13 protein-coding genes and 1 pseudogene are annotated in these 17,534 nt (G+C 65.6%); 8 read left to right on the forward strand and 6 right to left on the reverse strand.

What is annotated here, in order from left to right:
- Positions 1–278: 278 nt before the first annotated feature.
- The 3 genes and pseudogenes from ligD to OG494_RS24085 form a co-directional block, all read right to left on the reverse strand.
- Positions 279–1,166: pseudogene (gene ligD, locus OG494_RS48440) on the reverse strand (non-homologous end-joining DNA ligase LigD); the annotation flags it as partial.
- Between the two features lie 267 nt (positions 1,167–1,433).
- A complete protein-coding gene (locus OG494_RS24080) occupies positions 1,434–2,630 on the reverse strand; it encodes a hypothetical protein (protein ID WP_328442773.1) in 1,197 nt (398 codons plus the stop codon).
- 500 nt (positions 2,631–3,130) lie between these two features.
- Positions 3,131–3,625: a hypothetical protein gene (locus tag OG494_RS24085; RefSeq protein ID WP_328442774.1), complete on the reverse strand. Its 495-nt coding sequence runs from the start codon at positions 3,623–3,625 to the stop codon at positions 3,131–3,133.
- An 807-nt stretch (positions 3,626–4,432) separates the two neighbouring features.
- Here OG494_RS24085 and OG494_RS24090 point away from each other — a divergent pair.
- Together OG494_RS24090 and OG494_RS24095 are read left to right on the forward strand one after the other, a co-directional pair.
- The gene (locus OG494_RS24090) at positions 4,433–4,639 is read left to right on the forward strand and encodes a hypothetical protein (protein WP_328442775.1); all 207 of its coding nucleotides are present in this window, start codon (positions 4,433–4,435) and stop codon (positions 4,637–4,639) included.
- A gap of 352 nt (positions 4,640–4,991) precedes the next feature.
- Positions 4,992–5,513: an AAA family ATPase gene (locus OG494_RS24095; protein WP_328442776.1), complete on the forward strand. Its 522-nt coding sequence runs from the start codon at positions 4,992–4,994 to the stop codon at positions 5,511–5,513.
- Positions 5,514–5,896: 383 nt separating this feature from the next.
- On the opposite strand, the gene OG494_RS24100 is transcribed toward OG494_RS24095, so the two are convergent.
- Positions 5,897–6,946, reverse strand: coding sequence for a hypothetical protein (locus tag OG494_RS24100; protein WP_328442777.1), 1,050 nt, complete (start codon positions 6,944–6,946; stop codon positions 5,897–5,899).
- Positions 6,947–7,465: 519 nt separating this feature from the next.
- On the opposite strand from OG494_RS24100, the gene OG494_RS24105 reads away from it, so the two are divergent.
- From OG494_RS24105 to OG494_RS24125, 6 genes are all read left to right on the forward strand, one after another.
- Positions 7,466–8,416 (forward strand): hypothetical protein, encoded by a 951-nt coding sequence (locus OG494_RS24105; RefSeq protein ID WP_328442778.1) that lies wholly within the window; start codon positions 7,466–7,468, stop codon positions 8,414–8,416.
- A gap of 417 nt (positions 8,417–8,833) precedes the next feature.
- Positions 8,834–10,000 (forward strand): hypothetical protein, encoded by a 1,167-nt coding sequence (locus tag OG494_RS24110; protein WP_328442779.1) that lies wholly within the window; start codon positions 8,834–8,836, stop codon positions 9,998–10,000.
- A 220-nt stretch (positions 10,001–10,220) separates the two neighbouring features.
- Positions 10,221–10,997 (forward strand): hypothetical protein, encoded by a 777-nt coding sequence (locus OG494_RS24115; protein WP_328442780.1) that lies wholly within the window; start codon positions 10,221–10,223, stop codon positions 10,995–10,997.
- Positions 10,998–11,102: 105 nt separating this feature from the next.
- Positions 11,103–11,288 carry a MerR family DNA-binding transcriptional regulator gene (locus OG494_RS48445; protein ID WP_442874267.1) on the forward strand — a complete coding sequence of 62 codons (186 nt, stop codon included), beginning with the start codon at positions 11,103–11,105 and terminating at the stop codon, positions 11,286–11,288.
- Positions 11,289–11,693: 405 nt separating this feature from the next.
- On the forward strand, positions 11,694–12,149 hold the full coding sequence (locus tag OG494_RS24120) for a hypothetical protein (RefSeq protein ID WP_328442781.1): 456 nt from the start codon (positions 11,694–11,696) through the stop codon (positions 12,147–12,149).
- A 69-nt stretch (positions 12,150–12,218) separates the two neighbouring features.
- A complete protein-coding gene (locus OG494_RS24125; RefSeq protein WP_328442782.1) occupies positions 12,219–12,722 on the forward strand; it encodes a pyridoxamine 5'-phosphate oxidase family protein in 504 nt (167 codons plus the stop codon).
- Between the two features lie 322 nt (positions 12,723–13,044).
- Here OG494_RS24125 and OG494_RS24130 read toward each other — a convergent pair whose 3' ends face one another.
- Both OG494_RS24130 and OG494_RS24135 read right to left on the reverse strand, forming a co-directional pair.
- Entirely contained in the window at positions 13,045–15,363 is a 2,319-nt protein-coding gene (locus OG494_RS24130; RefSeq protein WP_328442783.1) for a hypothetical protein, read from the reverse strand.
- 503 nt (positions 15,364–15,866) lie between these two features.
- Positions 15,867–17,273, reverse strand: a complete 1,407-nt coding sequence (locus tag OG494_RS24135) for a pentapeptide repeat-containing protein (protein WP_328442784.1) — start codon at positions 17,271–17,273, stop codon at positions 15,867–15,869.
- Between the last annotated feature and the right edge of the window lie 261 nt (positions 17,274–17,534).

The following is a 17,534-nucleotide window of genomic DNA, read 5'->3' on the forward strand; positions in this document are numbered from 1 at the left end:
CCGCTCTACATTATCTCGAAGTCGGTCATCGCCAGGTGAATAGCACCGGTTATGACTCGACTTCACCACGAGGCGGATGGTGTAAACCCGTGCCCGGATGTGCTTTAGGCAAGTATCGGTCGATGCACTCTGATGCCGCTGGTAGTGCGTGCGCACCCGATCAGACCGCCGAGCCGGCTGAGGATGCGACTCGGGGGAGCAGGCTGACCGCCGGGCAGAGCCATGAGGCTGCCCAAGCTGTGCTGCGATCTGTCGCATCGAGGGCTAGTCCGGTGAAGCATTCCCTTCGACCCGGAGGTTTTCGCGAAGGCGGTGAGCCCGTCGGTCTCCAGGAGAGCGCGAAGCCGCTCGGCAACCCGGCAACACTCCACAATCGACGTCCCGGGACCCGGATCGAGATCGAACACCAGGCGATCCGGCGGACGGCGCCCACCGCCGGGATCGATCTGCCACTGCGGGACGTGCAGCTCAAGCGCGGCCATGTTCGCCGCCCACACCAGCGCCGCCAGCTCATCCAGCAACACGTACTCGATGACGCCCTCCCCGCGCCCTGAACGCGCGCCGGAGGTGGGCAGCCGGACGGTGCGCAGCCAGTCAGGCGCGCCCCTCGCGACGTTCTTCTCGAAGAACTGCTGGCCGGCAACCCCGTGGGGAAAGCGGATGAACGTGACGGGACGGCCGGCCAGATGCGGCAGCAGGACCGGGGCGATCCGTGAGTAGTAGTTGATCACCTCGCCCTTGGTGAACCCCGCCTTCGGGTAGAGGACCTTGCCGAGGTTCGAGATGGTCAGCCGCCGGTTCTCGACCTGGACCGTCACCTTCTCGCCCAGCGGCGTCGGCTGTGGGCCTGCCGCTTCCGGGCGCTCGGCAGCGGACGTTGCTGTCGGCGTCGGCTTTGTCGCCGTGGTGGGTGCCGGCAGTGCACCCGGGGCGATGACCTCGTCGGGTTTGCGGTCCTCGCGCAGCCCGCGCCAGGCGGTGTGGCGGACGCGGCCAGCGCTGGTGAACGTGCGGAACACGACCTCGCCGACGAGCTCGGGTTCGACCCAGCGGACCCGAGCCACGTCCGCGCGGGGCGGTGCGACCGCGAACGGATGGGTGCGTCGTTCCAGCGGTTCGAGGCGGGCTTGCAGGCGAGCGCGGTCCGCTTCGCTGAACCCGGTGCCTTCACCGGACTACGGGACCGCATTGCCGAGGTCGTCGTTCGCTCCGCCTAGGAGGGGAAGTCGAGCCCACTCGCTTTGGTTCGGAACGCGACTGTGGGGTACGACGAAGTTCAGAATGGCTTTGAATCACATTAAAATCTAGGACTGTGAAATTTCGAGCAAGCACAGTTCTAAGACGATAAGCGACGTCGCAACCATCGTCCCACGCGCCAACGCGGCACGCAAGCAAACAACGGGCTCACTTTTGGCAATTACCCTACGATTAGGTCAAGATTTGCCGAAGAGGTCGAACCCTTTCGAGACTGCCTCCATAATCGACGGTCCGCGCTGCACTGCTAGATTAAGTCCTGATCGAGTAATTCGCGTCACAGAATGTCGCTTTCGCTTCCCAGTAATTCTTTCAATGTACTGGCCTATCGACGGAGGCGACATTGACTTTAGGTTTTCAAGTCGACTAGCCTGTAGTGCCTCCAGTCCTGCGCGCGCAAGCTCAACTCGACCTAATTCGAGACTGTTGGCTTGAGGGCCAAGCTTCAACAGCAGTTGATCGGTGCGATTATTAGCCGCCGCCTCGATAGCCTCGTTGAGATCCGCCGCTTTCGATCCGGTGCATCTGACACCCAACATCGAAGCTTTGTCGACCACTTCTTGACTTCGGCCATGCTCCAGCCTTTTGGCGAGTTTTCTTAGTTTGGCGATGTAATTGGATTCTTCTCGTATCTCCTGCCATGTGACACCTGGGGGATTACACGGCCAAACCAGGTTGACATACTCCCGGAATCGCCTGTCTCGACCTGCATACAACTCGACTTTCGCTCGCTCCAACTGCGCCCGCGCCCGCGCGCGCGGAAGACAGCCGATTCGGCCATTCTCAACTTTCAGTCGTTCCTCAGAAGTTTTGAGCTTGCGCAAGTCTTGATCACTCGCATGCCACTGCAGCAATGCAGTGAAGTACGGAGTTCCTTTCTCGCCTTCATAATACAAAGAAAGAAGAGTACGCAAATCGTCGAGCGTGTCGTCAAGGTCTCCATCGAGTGGCAAAACAAAGCATTCACGGCCAGCAGGGTCATCAAATATCACAATGCACGGCAATCGGTCAATTATTCCCAGCTTGCGAGCTACTGCATCTGATGCATAGGTCATCGATTGCGTCAGGTCCACAATTGAATTTGAAGCTCCAGCGACATAAGGCCTAGCCGCAGGTTCAGGCGGAGCGGTGTCGACGTACCAAGTGCGCCCTCGTCGCAAATGCTTTTCGTTGTAAAAAATTAGAAATGAGGCGATTGGTCCCGTCAGCGAGTCGAGGGCCATCTCGTAGCGCAATAACCACTCCAACGCCTTTTCATCCACCACCGTGCACAGGGCGACCATGTGCACGGCGTGTGGAGCACCGAGCATCTTCTCTGGTTCAGCACGCAAAAAATTAACGAGGTCGTCGCCCGAACACATCATCCGATAACCCATGCAGGCAGTATCCTCGATCGTTGAGCCCATCGGTAGCGCGGGTCCGCCATCGTGGTGCCCTAGGTAAGTACGCTGATCAGCGTGAGAGGATGCTTAACACGTTCTGCTACGGCACTGCTTGCATGCTCGAGTCTACTGTCACCTGGCGTCGGACACTGACATGTCGTTGCTTGCTAGATCAATCGGAGACATAGGCGTACTGACCAGCTGGTTGAACGGCTGGCTCTCCGAGCCGGATCTTCAGCTAGATTACCGACCTGGTCAGAAGCGAATAAACAATCAGTGGGCATTGACAGTGCTTCACAAACAATGAACGAATGCGCAACGATCTGGGCTCTGAGCGGCTCAAACACCACGTTGGTGCCGAGGCGAACGAGTCTGCGGTCGGGTATGCAGAGATAAGTAGAGACCGAGCTCGTCGAGTTGTGCGCCGACGAAGTCGATGTTGGAGCAGTCGGTGTCCGGTGTGCGCTGGATAGGCCTGTCCCCTCTTAGTCCGGTCAACAGGCCGACGTCGCCGATGTAAACCAGGTCGCCGGTGTCCGGGTCGTGGGCGCCGAGGGCGAGCCCGCCCATCCGGCCGGCGATGCGGCTCTGGCCGGGGCCGGTAGCCGCAGATGATGACTTCGGTGGTGCGGATCAGCGGGTGCTTGCGCCACCCGTCGCTGCGCCGGCCCGGGCTGGTAGGTGCCGGTGCGGAGTTTCGCGACCAGGCCCTCGTAACCAGAGGCGGCGGCGTGGTCGAGCAGATCCGCGGGCGTGCGGCGGTCGGCGTCCAGCTCGGTGAAGGTGAACGCCCGCACCACCGACACCCGGTACGGATCAGGCATCGGTGTGGTGCCGTCGGAAGCGATGCGCAGGCAGGCGCGGTAGCCGTCCAGCTTGTACTCATACGCCCACGCCGGGTCGGCGACCAGACGACCGCCGTCCGGGGTCGCGAGCATCGGCTCGATCCAGGCCGGCACCCGTCCCGCAGCGCTGCCTCGTGCTGCCATGACCGCCTCCGTTCCGGCCGTCCGGCTCCCGCAGATCGACAAGCCGCAGGTCTCCGCAGGTAGCCACGGTAACCCGAACAGCCCAACATCCACTCGGCTGCCGCAGCCGGCCGCCGGAATCCGTCATCGGGGCGCTGCCTCGTCCACCTGCAGAAAGTCCGCGGAGAGTGACGTCAGCCCGGCGTCTCGTGACGTTGCTGAACATCCCCCGGTCGGGTGTTCATGATCCGCAACCTCGTCACGGACTGCGGGGGTGCGGGTTTCACCGGTGTGTGCGGTTGTCGGGACGGCGCGCGGACCGGTGTCCTCATCGACGGCTGGGGAGCCGGAAGGTGCGACCAGGGGATACGGCGTGCCGGGCTCGCGTAGGGGGCGAGCCCGGCGCACCGCCCGCGTCGCCGTCGACGACGAACTCACCGGCGAGAACCTCGAAGCTAAGCACGTGCGCGGACGCCCACGGCGGGACTTCGACGCCGTAACAGCTGTACGCGCCGGGTCGACATCGGCACTGCGGCACCCCGCCGCGGGCCTGGGGCGGCGACAGCTTTCCTCCCGCGAGACTGCCTCCGCCCCAGACCTTTCCGCCATCTCGCCGGCAACGACCGCGGCGAACGATGCGACCGCGGCTTCGCCTGGGGAGACAGACGTTGAGCCAGTGGACACCGGCCCTATCCGAGCGCGGCCGCCGCACGCTCTCGTGCCACATCTGAAGGAGAACCTGTTACGCATGATGATCGATACACGATGATTCCGTCGACAATGAACCGGGGAGTGGGGCGTATGACAGGCGAGCGGCAAGTAGGGCTGGTGGTCGCCAACCGCGAAGTCAGTATCTCCGCCGAGCCGGACAGCGAGGTGCTGCGCTACCCGGGGATCTGCGTCGTGCGAAAGCAGGGCGGGGAGCCGGTGGAGCAGACGTGGGTGCCGCTCGGCGTCTCACCCAGCTTCGCCGACGACGAGGTCTTGATCGCCACCTGGCATGCAGCCTTGCAGTGGCGCCAAGCCTGTGTATGAGTACCCCGCAGCGCCCGGAAGTCGACGTCACCCCGCGCCGCTCGCCCGACCGCAGCTATCCCCTCCCGCTCGAGCCGAGGTGTTCTGGCACCGCCGAGGAATCTGAATTGCTGACGCCCACGCACATCTTCCGCCAGCACAGAAAACGCAGACCCCGATCCAGCCCTCGACGACTATTCGGGTACTAGTTGTCGTCGTGGCCACTGGCAGCGACAAACCCCACGCCGAGACCGCCGATACCGGGTCAACCAGGCACCACACTGCCGCCTCCGACGGCACCGCGAGACCGGCCGCAATGACACCGCAGGAACCGCCGAGCGGACCGACCGGGTCACCCCGCACCCACCTGGTTGTGCTCCGAGGCCCCTCCGGCGCCGGCAAGACCACAGTCGCCACCGCCGCGCGCGCCCGGCTCGGCCGCGGCGTCGCGCTGGTCCAGCAGGACGTCATGCGCCGGGTCGTCTTACGCGAGCATGACGTGCCCGGCGGGCTGAACATCGCGCTGATCGCCACGGTCTGCCGATTCAGCCTCGACGTCGGCTACCACGTCATCCTCGAAGGCATCCTCAGCGCCGCCCGTTACGGGCCAATGTTGCGCCAGCTAGCCACCGACCACCACGGCCGCACCAGCTTCTTCTACCTCGACGTGCCCTTCGAAGAGACCGTCCGCCGCCACGCCACCCGCCCCCAAACCAGCGAGTTCACCCCCGACGACATGCGCGGTTGGTACGAGACGAGCGGACGTCTCGACGTGCCCGGCGAGCAGGTCATCACCACCGCCTCGTCGGCGGACACGTCGGTGGCCCAGATCGTCGCGTACATGACCCGAGAACGAGTAGGAAGTGCGCCGTGCTGGACCGGTGTCAGCAGGTGAAGCAGTAGGGCATCCGCGGCCCGGAACCGGTCCCAGGCTGCGCAGCCTTCGCCGACGGACCGAGCTGAGGACGCACTCCCGGCTCCCGAGACCGGTTAGCGATCACTCCACGTGTACGCAGCGCTGAACTGGTCGAATGCCGCGTTCAATCCCGCGTCGCAGGCCGCATGGTCCACCACGATCGAGGACGTTGCGAGGATGCCAGCAGCGTCAAGGACTCCGGCGACCGCGTGCACTATCGCCGCGTACCGGGCTGACGAGACGTCTAGCGGCAAACGCACTCGAAACTCACGTGATTCCACCCGCTTAACGGTGTCTGTCGCCCGAAGTAGACACCAAGCCGCTATTGGCTGGACTCGCGAGTGTGGAGCTCAGCAAACTGCTCACGCGCGTTCAATCTGACGCTCCGCGAAGCCTGCGAGTCGGGACCAGGTACTCCCGTACGTGCTTCCGCTCCCAAGCGCGAGCCGGAGGAATCCGGGTCCCGGGTCAGTAGGAAGCCGGGTGAGCTGGACGACCTCGTAGGCGTTCACGCTGTTCTGCTGGAGCTGCTTGAGCCGACGCTCGTGCGGTCGCCAACCCGCTTGTTCGTCGGGCGTTAGCTGAGGAAACCGGGTTATCCAGGGGGCCTGTTGCGGAGCGAGTACCTCATGGACGGCGGGGAGAACATCATCGCGTACGAGGTTGTCAAGGTCCTTACCGTTTCGTGGTGGTACGACCAGCAGGATGGCTTTCACAGGCACGAGGAGAGGGGTGAACACGGGCCACTGGCGCGTCCACTGTTTCAGCTGCTCGCGCAGGCCAACGCGGAAGGCTTGGCGCTCGCCCTTGGCCGTCGGCAATGCGGGCAAGGGAATATGCAGAACACTGGACAGCAACATTTCTCGGCCTGACTCGGCAATGCTCTCAAACAGGTAGTTCGAATCGCCTGATTTCCGGTTAGGGTTGATCAGTGTAGTGCTGCGACTCAGTACAGAGGCGACCAAGGCGTCGGTGACCCCGAGAAGAGCTTCTTGGACTCGCGACCGGTCATGCAGTTGCAACCACATATTCAAGTCGGCCCACCGCTGCCGCTCTGCCGGTCCGCTGGCCTGCCGGAGGTCGAACGTAGGAGTGAGGTCAACGTCGGGAACTTCGGGCATGTGAAAGGGCGACTCTTCGTCACGGTCGTCGATGAGATCGCGGAGTACGCCGGCGAGCTCCAAGTCGGCGACAACATCTCGCAGCGGCCTCGCCAGGACGCCGGTATTCGCCGGCACACCGTCTGGTGCCTCCCCGAGAGGCTGCCAGACGCGTACGTGCAGCAAACGAACCTGGCGGTCGTCTCGGTAGAGCAGGTAGCGGCGCCCACCTGCCGGTGCTTGCGACGGTGCAGCGCCCAGGAGGTCCAGATACCGCTTCGCCAGGTGATACAGGTGAGGTGGCTGGTCCACGGATGTGTGGAAGTCAAGGTCCAGAGCGACCAGTCCAGTCAGAGTCCCTTGCCGGACCTTTGCGAGTTGAGCGACGCCGCACGCGAAGTCGGCGGCCCGCCGAGGCTTATCTGCCTTGCTTTTATGCCGGAGTGGCTCACCCTCCAACAGCAGCCGCCGAGTCCGGAGATACCGGTGCCGCCAGGCGATCGTCTGGCCCTCTGCGGAAGACCAGAACGGCTCAGCACACATCGGAGGTGAGAGGCAAGGGCCGCGGCTGTGACACATCGATAGCTTACGGCACCGCAGATCGGAACGCCGGGACGTCGAATCGTCTTGAAGCGCCTGCCGCTCAGCCGCACTGCCGCCGCGCGAGGTGCTGCCGGCCCGCTCGCGCTGGGCGAGAATTCGGTAGCAGCGTGATAGCTGAGCGGCAGCGCGCTCGTCCCGGGCGAGGCGGTCGGGACGTGAGCTGGCGGGTCGGCCTTGAGCCCGGAAACTCGCGGGCGTCCACCGGCTCCGCGCGGTTCAATACCTTTTGTGGCTGACGAACTTTCTACTTCTGGCGCGGGCAACCAAGCGCCCTCGACGATGGACGCCCTCACCGCCGCGTACACACACCTGCGTGATGCCTGGTCGGCGCTGCTGCGGGACGAGAGCTGCGAGGAGTCGGCGCCGTGGCGGACGTCTGGGCCTGCGGATACAGACCCTGAAGAAGTCGGCGTCTTGCTCCAGGTCGCGACGTTCGCCGCGAACAATGCGGCCGTCTCGGCCGGTCAGCATCTGCGGCTGCTGGCACTGGCATACCCTCCGGATGCTCTGACCGACGCCGGTCTTGATCCCCGTGGATGGCCCGGACTTTCGCCCTTCCCCGTCGCCCGATCACTGCTGGAAGCTGCGGCCTTGGCGAGCTGGTCGTTGGCGCCGGCCAAGACCGAGCGGCTGCGCCGCTCGGCCCAGTTCCAGATCTGGTCGGCGAACGAAGGCAGCAAGAGCGACCTCGGCCCCGCCCCCGGCGGCCCCGGGTCCGTGGACGAGGTCCGCGCGACCATCGAAGCTGCTGGCTTCGAAGTCCACGAGCACGGCCGCAACAACCTCGGCGTGGTCCTGGACGGCCAGGTGAAGACCTTCTACACCGCCGGCGCCATCTCCAGCAGTCTCGGCGAGCCTGGTCGGCGGCTCTACCGGTGGTGGAGCGGGATCGCGCACCACGCCTTCTGGGCGGTCTCTCCGTGGCGGACGTTGCGCCTGCGCGACGACAACACCGGGATGTACCTCTCCACCGCGAACTTCGAGGACAAGCACCTCGAGCTCGCTGCCGACGTGGCCGCCGTCGTCCTCACCGCTGGGCAATCCCTGGGCGCCTTCTACGGCCGGGACCTACGAGCTTTCGAGACGACCTGTCAGCAGGTGGAGACCGTCCTGCGCCAGATGATCCCAGACGTCCGGCGGGCGCTTGGCCGCCCGGACGGCGACCCAACCCGGCGCTGACCGGCCCAAGGCCGTCGGCCAGGCAGGTGACCAGAGCTTCTGCCCAGCAACTGCCCAACCTGGTCCCGGTCTGGGAAGATGCTCGGCATCCCGCGGCACGAACGGGTTACCTGCCGCGCCGAGCACCGCCCAGCCCGGACCTAAACCACCCGCAGGGCCGGGTCCCGACGCCGGGCGGACGACGCGCGAGCGCCGGGAACATCCACCATTGCGGACCTGATGCCCGCAACGGCGACGATTTCGCCTGCCTGGCGTGGGACATGGCAGATCTTCGACTGTGCAATATTCGTCGGCTACGATCACCTGTTCGAATTGCTTGGACGCCTCGTTGGTGATCGGCAGTTCGATCCGCCGACACCTACAGCTGTGCGATGCGGGCGCGCGGGGAAACCACCAACACCGACGTACGATCCCGGAGTGGCGGACTCGACGCACGACTGGCTTCCTCAGCGTCATCTCGGTGTCGCCGCGACGCTGTCACATGCTGACGAGCTGATCGGGCAGATCAGCGATCTGCTGGTCGTCTACCAGACGCAGCCCGAGGGCCTGTTCGGCCTGCATGAGGTTCCGGCGGGGGCAGTCAGTCGGACTGTGGTGGATCGCGTGGCTCCGATCCCACGCAAGGTGCCGTTGCTGGTGGCTGATGCGCTGGTGGCGCTGCGGGCCGCGCTTGAGCACGCACTGTTCGCCGAGGTCGAGTTCTTGGACGGCACGCCACTCGATGAAAAGGCGGCCCGGCTCGTGGAGATGCCCGCGTCCGACACCTACGAGAAGTTCGAGGAGTGGAAGAAGAAACGAGTCCACAACGGCCCCCCGTCACTCCGAGGGGGCAGCGAGCTGCTTCGACGCGTTGCCGGCCTTCAACCCTTCCACCGAACGGTAGAACCACAGATGCACCCGTTGGCCCGGCTGGTGCTCCACACGAACCATGCCAAGCACCGGACGCCCGCGATCACAGCGGTCCGATTGGCCGCGATGTACCACGACGATCAGAGACCTCGTTCGATTCACGACCTGCCGCCGCAGCCCGAGAAACCTCTGCTTATCGGCGACATCATCGCAGAGACCCCGATCGGCACCAAGGTCCCCGTGACGCTGTTTCCGACGGTGGGGATCAACCGGCCCGGCACGGACAGGTGGCCGGTGCTGATGCAGGAGCTCGATGAGATCTCCCAGTGGGTTCGCCTACGAGCGGTGCCGCGCCTGATCACGGGCACCGAGCCGCCCGCACCCGCCCTTCCGGCGCGCTATGAGATCGGGGTCGGTCAAAAGGACGAACGTCGTGCGATAGCCGCGGGGTCGACTTCTTCAGCTGCAGATCTCCACAAACAGCGGGTCAGTGCCGCATCGGCTCGGATCGACCTCGTCGACGTTCTCGGGCAGGCTGCCGGCTTCCCAAGCGGCCAACAGGTGTCGGATTGGCTGGCGCAGCTAACCGACGAGGAAGTGCTCAGCAGGTTCTCGATGCTGAAGGCGACCCATACCTACGACCCGCTTGTCATGCGCCGGAACGCCGCAGTCCTCGAGCGAGCGCACGACGAGATCGTGAACTTCGCTCGCGGAGAGGAAGTCCACGGAGAATGACTGAGGCGGGCGAACACAGCTACTGCTGCCGACCACCTCCGCCGACGGCTCTGAGCCGAGGCCAAGGCGCCCATGTCACCCGAAGGTGGGTTTCACGCGCTCGTCGACTTCCGTCGTCTGCACCGAACTCGCTGTTGAAGCCCCTAGATTCCCTGCTCCGTCAGTACAGCAGTCAGAATTGCGCTTGCTCCGCCGCTGATCGGTGATGTGGGATGTCGCGATGACAACCCCAACCGCCGAGCAGACGCAGGCGAAGTGGCGCGAGATCTCGGCAATGGCCGAGAAGTTGGCTGAGCGCTCCGGAGCCAATACCGGGTTCCTCGTTGAGCCCGGAAGCCCACTGGCCGGAGACGACCTTCACTGCACGCCTTACCACGCCTCGCACGCGGTGAAGACGAGCATCACCTCCGCGATCGATCACCTGCACGCCTTGTGCGCTTTGGTTTTACAGTCCGGTTTTCTTCACCTCGCGGCGCCGGCGACATTGGCGCGCGGCGTCCTCGAGTGCGCCTCGACCGCGGTCTGGATCGCGAGCCCGACCACACGGGACGAGCGCATCACGCGTGCCTTGAGGTGGAACATCACCGACGTGAAAGACGGTGACCGGGCGGCTACCGGCGCCGGCATCCCCGTTCCGACGTCGCTACAGGACCGCAAGGACAAGATTGAGGCCGTAGCCACCAAGCGGTCCCTGCCCTTCAAGCCGATCAGTGGTGGTTACACGAGCTCGGAGGCGGTCGCGGCCACCGAAGTCTTTCTGAAGCCTCCGCTCGGCGTCGTCCTGCCCTGGCGGCTCGCGTCCGGGTTCGCCCACGGCCGCCGCTGGGCGATGCTCGCGTTCGCGGACAGGATGCAGCAGCAGGCGACGACACAGTCCGGCGTCGTGAACCTCAAGATGGAAAACGACCTCACGCGGGTCCTGTTCTTGGGCCTGGCTGCCGCCCAGGTGGTCAAGGGCGCGGTTGCCCTGTTCGAACAGCGCAGCACCGCTCCCTGACACCGGGGAACGAGGACCGGCGTGCGGCAGCTCGAATGGCTGCGGCCGCGCACCACCCGTCGTGGAGTTGCCCCTGGGCCCTGGTCCAAAGTTTACGTTCGGTGCATGACCGACTACCGGATCTCCGAGCTGGCTGAGATCGTGGGACTTCCACCGACGACGCTGCGCTTCTACGACCGGCTCGGGCTGCTGCTACTCACCTCGTACAGCCTCACACGGGTGGGGATGCGACCGCGAGCGCGTCAGTCGTCAGTGACCTCTACCCAGGTAGGTCGATCGCGGAGTGTGTGAGCGGTGATCAACGACTGACGCACCTGTCCACCGGTTGGCTGGAAGTACGTAGTGTCGTCGGGCAAGGCGTACCAGCGTCCCCCACCGATTGACGGCCGGTCGGCGACCTCGTACACCGTTGCCCCGTGTCATGCGCCAGCTGAGCTGGCCGGAGACAAGGCGTTGACCAGCGGCAGGACAGATAGCGTGACGCACTCGGCGGACGTCGGCGTCAAACTATCTGGCACTTTTCTGCGAACCTGCCATACATCCATCCGGTTAAGCGCCAGAGCCTTTGACCCTGGGGCGGTGACCGTCCTGCAGCCGCTTGCCCCCAGGGAGAAGTCTGCCCGCCGAGCAGGTTTGTTCTCCGGATAGGTATCCGACTCGTAGGCGAGCTCGTCGCGCTGGGCGATCTCGGAGCGAGTGGGTCCCGTAGCTGAGTCACAGCAGTCCGACCTGGTGCAGGTGAATCACCGCGGCGAGCACGCCAAAGAAGGACTGTCCGAAGGCCTGCACTACGAGCTCGCACCGCTGGGCATCCACGTCACGATCGTCGAGCCCGGCCCGACCCTCACCGGCTTCCGCGGCAACCTCGACCGCGACGCCACCGAGATCGCCGACTACGACCAGACTGTCCGCAAGACCGCCGAAATCATGCGGACAACACCCGACACGCACTACAACACTCCAGAACCGATCGCCGTGGCCATCCTCGCCGCCGTCGACGCCGGGCAGCCCCCGCTGCGGCTGGCCACCGGCAGCGTCGCGGTCAACACCATTCGCACAGCCCTGCACGCCCGACTGGCCGACCTGGACACGTGGGAAGCCGTCAGCACCGCCGTCGACGACGACCCGACCCGCGTCTGCCCACTCGACTGACCACCTGCGCCGACAGGCCGCCGCCCACCACACCGCAAGGCGGCGCACGACCCACCTGCAAGGGATGCCATGGAACTCAACCAAGCCGCTCGTGACCTCATCGGCAACGGCGCCAACGCCACCGTGGTGACACTCAACCCCAACGGCACCCCGCACGTCAGCGTCGTGTGGGTAGCGCTGGAATCCACCATCCGCGGCGACGAAATCCTGATGGGGCACCTCGACGAACACATCAAGGTAGGCAACATCCGGCGCAACCCGCACATGGTGCTCAGCATCGTCGACACCGACCCCGACCACTGGGAAGGCCCAGTTCGGCCCTACCTGAAACTCACCGGCACCGCCGCCGTCGAGGAGGGCGGCGTCCGCCAGTTCCTGACCGAGCTGGCCACTCACGTCGGCAACCCGGCCGTCTCCTGGCCACCACGCGACGCGCCGGCCGGCTGGCGGTCCAGCGCCGCAGCGGCCGGCACACGATCTACCTCGACCAGCTCACCTACCGGCTCGCCCTCGACTGGCTGCGGGAGCGCCGCCGCCGCTGGCCCGCCACCACCAACCCGCACCTGCTGCTGACCATGCACACGGCCGTGATGGCCAGCGCCCCGTCAATCTCGCATATCCCGTCTTCAAGATCTTCGCTGCGATCGGCATCACGCCTCAGCAGCTGCGCCGCGACCGCATTCTCGATGAGGCCCGCACCACCGCCGACCCCGTCCACCTGATGCGGCTGTTCGGCATCGCCGACACAACCGCCATGAGGTACGTCTACGCCGCGCACCCCGAGAGACGCGCCACCACATCCCGCTGACGAACTCAGCCGCACAACCGTCGTTCCGGAAGTCGGGTGCCTCTTTGCGAACCTGAGTACGCCGACGGGTTCGGCATTCCCAGCACATCAATGAGCAGCCTCTGGCAGTAGTGGAGCGAGTTGCCGACGGATTTCCTGAGTCAGAGGGTGTTCTGTGCCAAGCAGTTGCCGGCAAGTCTTCCAGGCTTCTGGCAGTGTTCGGCGCGCATAGGCTGTGTAGGGTGGACCTAGTGATCGGCCGTCGTTCACCGATTCAAGGAAAGCGCGTGCGGTGTCCGACCACGACGAATTGTTCCAGTAGGCCTGACGCCAATCGGCAAGAAACGTTGTAAACTCTTCTGTGGCGCGATCGAGGTCACCGGTCAGAGCGGCACAGCGGGCTTGGTCGTAGCGAGTAAAGAACGTGTGGAGGTGCCTTTCACCCAGGACACGCTGTCGGTCGCCGGCCAGCTCAGAGCACAATTTTTCAGCGCGAGCGGAATCTCCCATCCACGCCGTCGTGACCGCGACGAGGCTTCGGGTCTGAAACGTCTGCGGGTGGTCGGCTCCGAGAGCCCGTGTCCGGTCGTCAATTAGCTTGTTCCCCAACTCGACTGATCTCCGGAATTCCCCGCTCGCCGCAAGGTGGAAGATGTGGCAATGACGGGTTTCTAGCGTGTCCGGGTGATGCGGTCCAAGGACACGGCATTGGTCGAGAGCGATCTGGGAGTACTCACGGAACGCGTTATTGAAATCGTCGGTCTCGCCGAGAGCCCAGGCCATCCAAAAGCGTGCGCGAAGGGTCTGAGCGTGATCGGGGCCTAACACTCGCTCAAGGTCGACGATGAGTTCAGCGCACATGCTCCTGGCATCAGCCCGATTGTCTCCCCATGCCGTGAACTGTGCTAGCAGTAAGCGGATACGCAAGGTGCTCAAGTCGTCTGCACCAACGCTTCTCTGTCGTTGTTCGAGCAGTTCCGTAACAGTCTGCATCGCTGCTGTCCGATTGAGGGAGCCGCCCAGCGCATTGGCCATCGCGACGTCGGCGTCGGGAACCTGGCTTTCAGCAGCCTTGCGGAATGCCACGACGGCGGTGGCGTGCTGATAGCGTTGTGCCGCTGCCTCGCCGATGTCGAACGCTTGCTGCGGCGTGGCCCCCTGAATCAGGGTGTCCCAGATGGCCTGGGGAACGCCGTGGAGCCCGTCGAGATCGATCAAATAGTCGAAGGCCAGGTAGTGACTGTCCTGCTTGGCGGGCAGCAGCAGGCTGCTGGCTCCTTGGCTGGGAGTGGTCGCCCAGGTCACCGCGTCCTCGAGGGACTCCGGGCGCAGGATCGGCCCGCCGCGTTCCCGCAGGTAATGTTCGGCCAGCTCAGATAGGACGTCGAGTGGCTGCGGCTCATGCATACCAGCGCGGCGGCAGTCGACGGCGGCCGCGACTAGCGCCGCACCGCGCGGGTGCGCCCCCAGACGCCACGCGTTGCGCCAATCACGAGACAGCTGCGGGCCGGCGGCGAGCAGCTCAGCGAGACCGAACTGGTCAGTCTTGTCCAGGGCCGCAGCGATGCGCGGGTCGTCGGCGTAGTCGCGGGCGCGCAGCCGCTCCTGCGAGCTCCATGCTCGCGGGAGCTCCACGGTCGTGGCCAACGCCAGCACGTCCCGCGCGTCTCGCCACGTGTCCCGCTCCAGGCCGATGAACCGAGGCTCTTCACGAGCGCTGAAGCGGTCGAACTCCGCCGTACGCACGGTGGCCAACAGCAGCGTGCTGCGAGAGCCGTCGCCGAGCATGCGCACGACAGTCGCTGCGGTCAGCCCGCTGGGCCCCAGGAAACGCTCCAGATCATCCAGCCACACCACACAGCGTCGCTGCTCGAGTACGACATTCACCAAGTCCGTGAGCGCCTCGCGGTTGGCGGGGGCGACAAGGACATGGTCGGGCAACAGAGCCCGGATAGCCTCGTATGCCATTCGGGACTTGCCAGCGGTGGACTCTCCGGTCAGCAGCACGAACCCGCCACTCGCGGTGGCATCCCACAGCTGCTGCTGGGCATCGCGCGGAACGTAAGGAGGGACCTGGTCAGCCACCGACCGCCTGTCGACGGCTCGCGACAACGTTTCGGCCGGATGGACACGCAATGCGATCGGGTCGTCGAACTCCCGTACCCGTCTCAACCGGCCTGACTCGCTCGTCCCGACGAGTTTAGCCGGCAGGGCGGCCTTGTCGTCGGCATCTCGGTCCAACACCACTTTCGCCCGCGCGCTGGCCACGCCGAACACCGCCGCGGCCAGCGTCGACCCCACCGCTGCAGCCGCTGGACCAGACAGCCACTGAGTTGCCACTGCCCCGACCGTCACGCCTGACGTGACCGCGCCACCGAGCAGCGCCCAGCCGCGCAGCCGCCGCGATCGCCACCATGACCCGTCCATGCGGCCCCTCCTCATCGCAGCCAAAGCCGGTCCGTGTTGCCACGGTGACACCGTGCAACGAACATGGCATCGGCCATCCAGGTGGCCGCGCGAAAACCCAGGAACACGTGGCGCGGTGTTCCAAGACGACCAACTTGCTGCTACTTCTCTGTTCGCGGGCGTCCGACGGTCGAGTTCCGACCTCCCCCACAGCAGGAATCGGCGAACATGCGCGCTTCCCGGCGCGGGCTGCTGCTGGGCCTGCACGTCGAAGCGCGCCACCGGCGCCGCGGTGTCGGGCGCGTGCTGGCGCGCGCGGCGGCGGCTCGTGGCGGCGGGTTCAGCTGGAGCGCCAACCCGCCGGACGAGCCCGACGCAGCCGCGTTCTGGGCCAAGGTGGGAGCATCGCGCGCCCCGCGAGCCTGTGCTCGCACCAGGAAGCCGCGGGTCTGGCCATCGAACCCCGCTGGCCGAATGGTGGTAGCACCGCTGTTGCCGGCTCGTGGAGGCGGTGGCCGACTGTGCTACGGCGAGCCCTGGCCTTCGGTGGAATCAGGCTCATCGGCAGGCAGGATGACACCGTGCTCAGCCGGGTCGAATACGCGCCCGTCACATACCGCATCGTCGAACACGGCGTAGCCGCCGAACACCGCCCCGCCGAACACGGCCTCGCCGCCGAACTCCGCCCCGCCGAACCAGGTGACGCCGCCGAACCTCGCATCGTCGAACCAGGCGTCGCCGCCGAACTTCGCATCGTCGAACCGGGCCTCGTCGCCGAACTTCGCCCCGGTGAACCCGAAGCCGTCGCCGAACTTCGCCCCGGCGAACCCGGCTACGCCGCCGAACTTCGCATCGCCGAACCAGGCGACGCCGCCGAACTTCGCCCCGCCGAACCCGGCGCGGCCGCCGAACTCCGCCCCGCCGAACTCGGCTTTGCCGCCGAACTTCGCCTCGTCGAACACGGCGTAGCTGTCGAACTTCGCCTCGGCGAAGTCGGCGTAGCCGCCGAACTCCGCCCCGCCGAACTCGGCGTAGCTGCCGAACTTCGCCTCGGCGAACTCGGCGTAGCCGCCGAACTTCGCCCCGGTGAACCAGGCGCCGCCGCCGAACTCCGCCCCGGCGAACCAGGCGCCGCCGATGAAGGTCGTTTTCCGGAATGAGGCGTTGGCGATTCTGCAGTGGGCAAGAGAGAAGTCGATGAGAGTGGCGCCGGTGAGGTCGAGGTCGATGGCGCGCCAGAACTCGGGTCGTGGGTGATCGGGGTCCGGGCCGGGTTGCAGGTTCTGGTGCAGGATGCGTTGGGCGGTGAGGCGTACTTCTCGTTCTTGCAGCTGGTCTTCCCGGGTACCGCCGTTGGGCGCGGACGCGGGTGTGCGGGGGCGGTCGGTGGATGTCAGCAGGGGGCGGCGTACTCCCAGCGGCCGTGGCCCGGCAGTGTCGGGCGGTGGGGTGTAGGGGCCGCGGAGGTAGGCGCAGATCACGTTGACCACAGTCTGCTGCCGTTTGGGGTCGTCCTGGGCGACCTGTTCGAGGGCGTAGAGGCCGCCGTGGCGGACCGCGGCCTTTGGGGACCCGAGTTGCTCGACCGCCTTGAGGTAGAGCTCATTCAGCCGCCGTTGGGCGGCGTCGTGCTCGGTGTTGCGGGCAACGAGGTTCTGGTGGGCCATCGTGGTCGTGTGGACCTCTTGCTGATGGACGAGAGTGCGCTCGGTGGAATCCTGGCGTCGCCAGGACAGGTACAGCGCGACGACGCCGCCGCTGCCCAGCCCGATGCTCAACCCGATCTTGAGCGCGTCCAGCCGATTGGACACGAGCTTGTCGCCGGTGAGCCCGGCGGTCGCCGGCCACCACAACACCACCACCGCAGCCACGGTGAGAACGGCGATCACGGCCGCGGTCAGCCACATCGCTTTCGGCGACAGCTGCGGCAACCGCGCCGACGGGCCTGCCGCTGCAGTTGGCTGCGGATCAGGGTTCCCCGAGGCCGATCGCGAGGGGTCATCGGTCATGTTCATCTACGTCGCAGGGGCCGCCCCAGTTGTTGCAGACTTCGAGGGCGGGCAACCCGACGCCAGCTCGGGATGACCAGCAGCCCACAAGTGTGCTGGCACTGCGTGAACCAGCCCGACGGCAGTGGCCGGTGGGCGTTGATCGATCTTCGACCGGCGCGCAGGTCACCGAGGACCGCGTCC

The organism is Amycolatopsis sp. NBC_00438, assembly GCF_036026695.1.
Lineage (GTDB): Bacteria > Actinomycetota > Actinomycetes > Mycobacteriales > Pseudonocardiaceae > Amycolatopsis.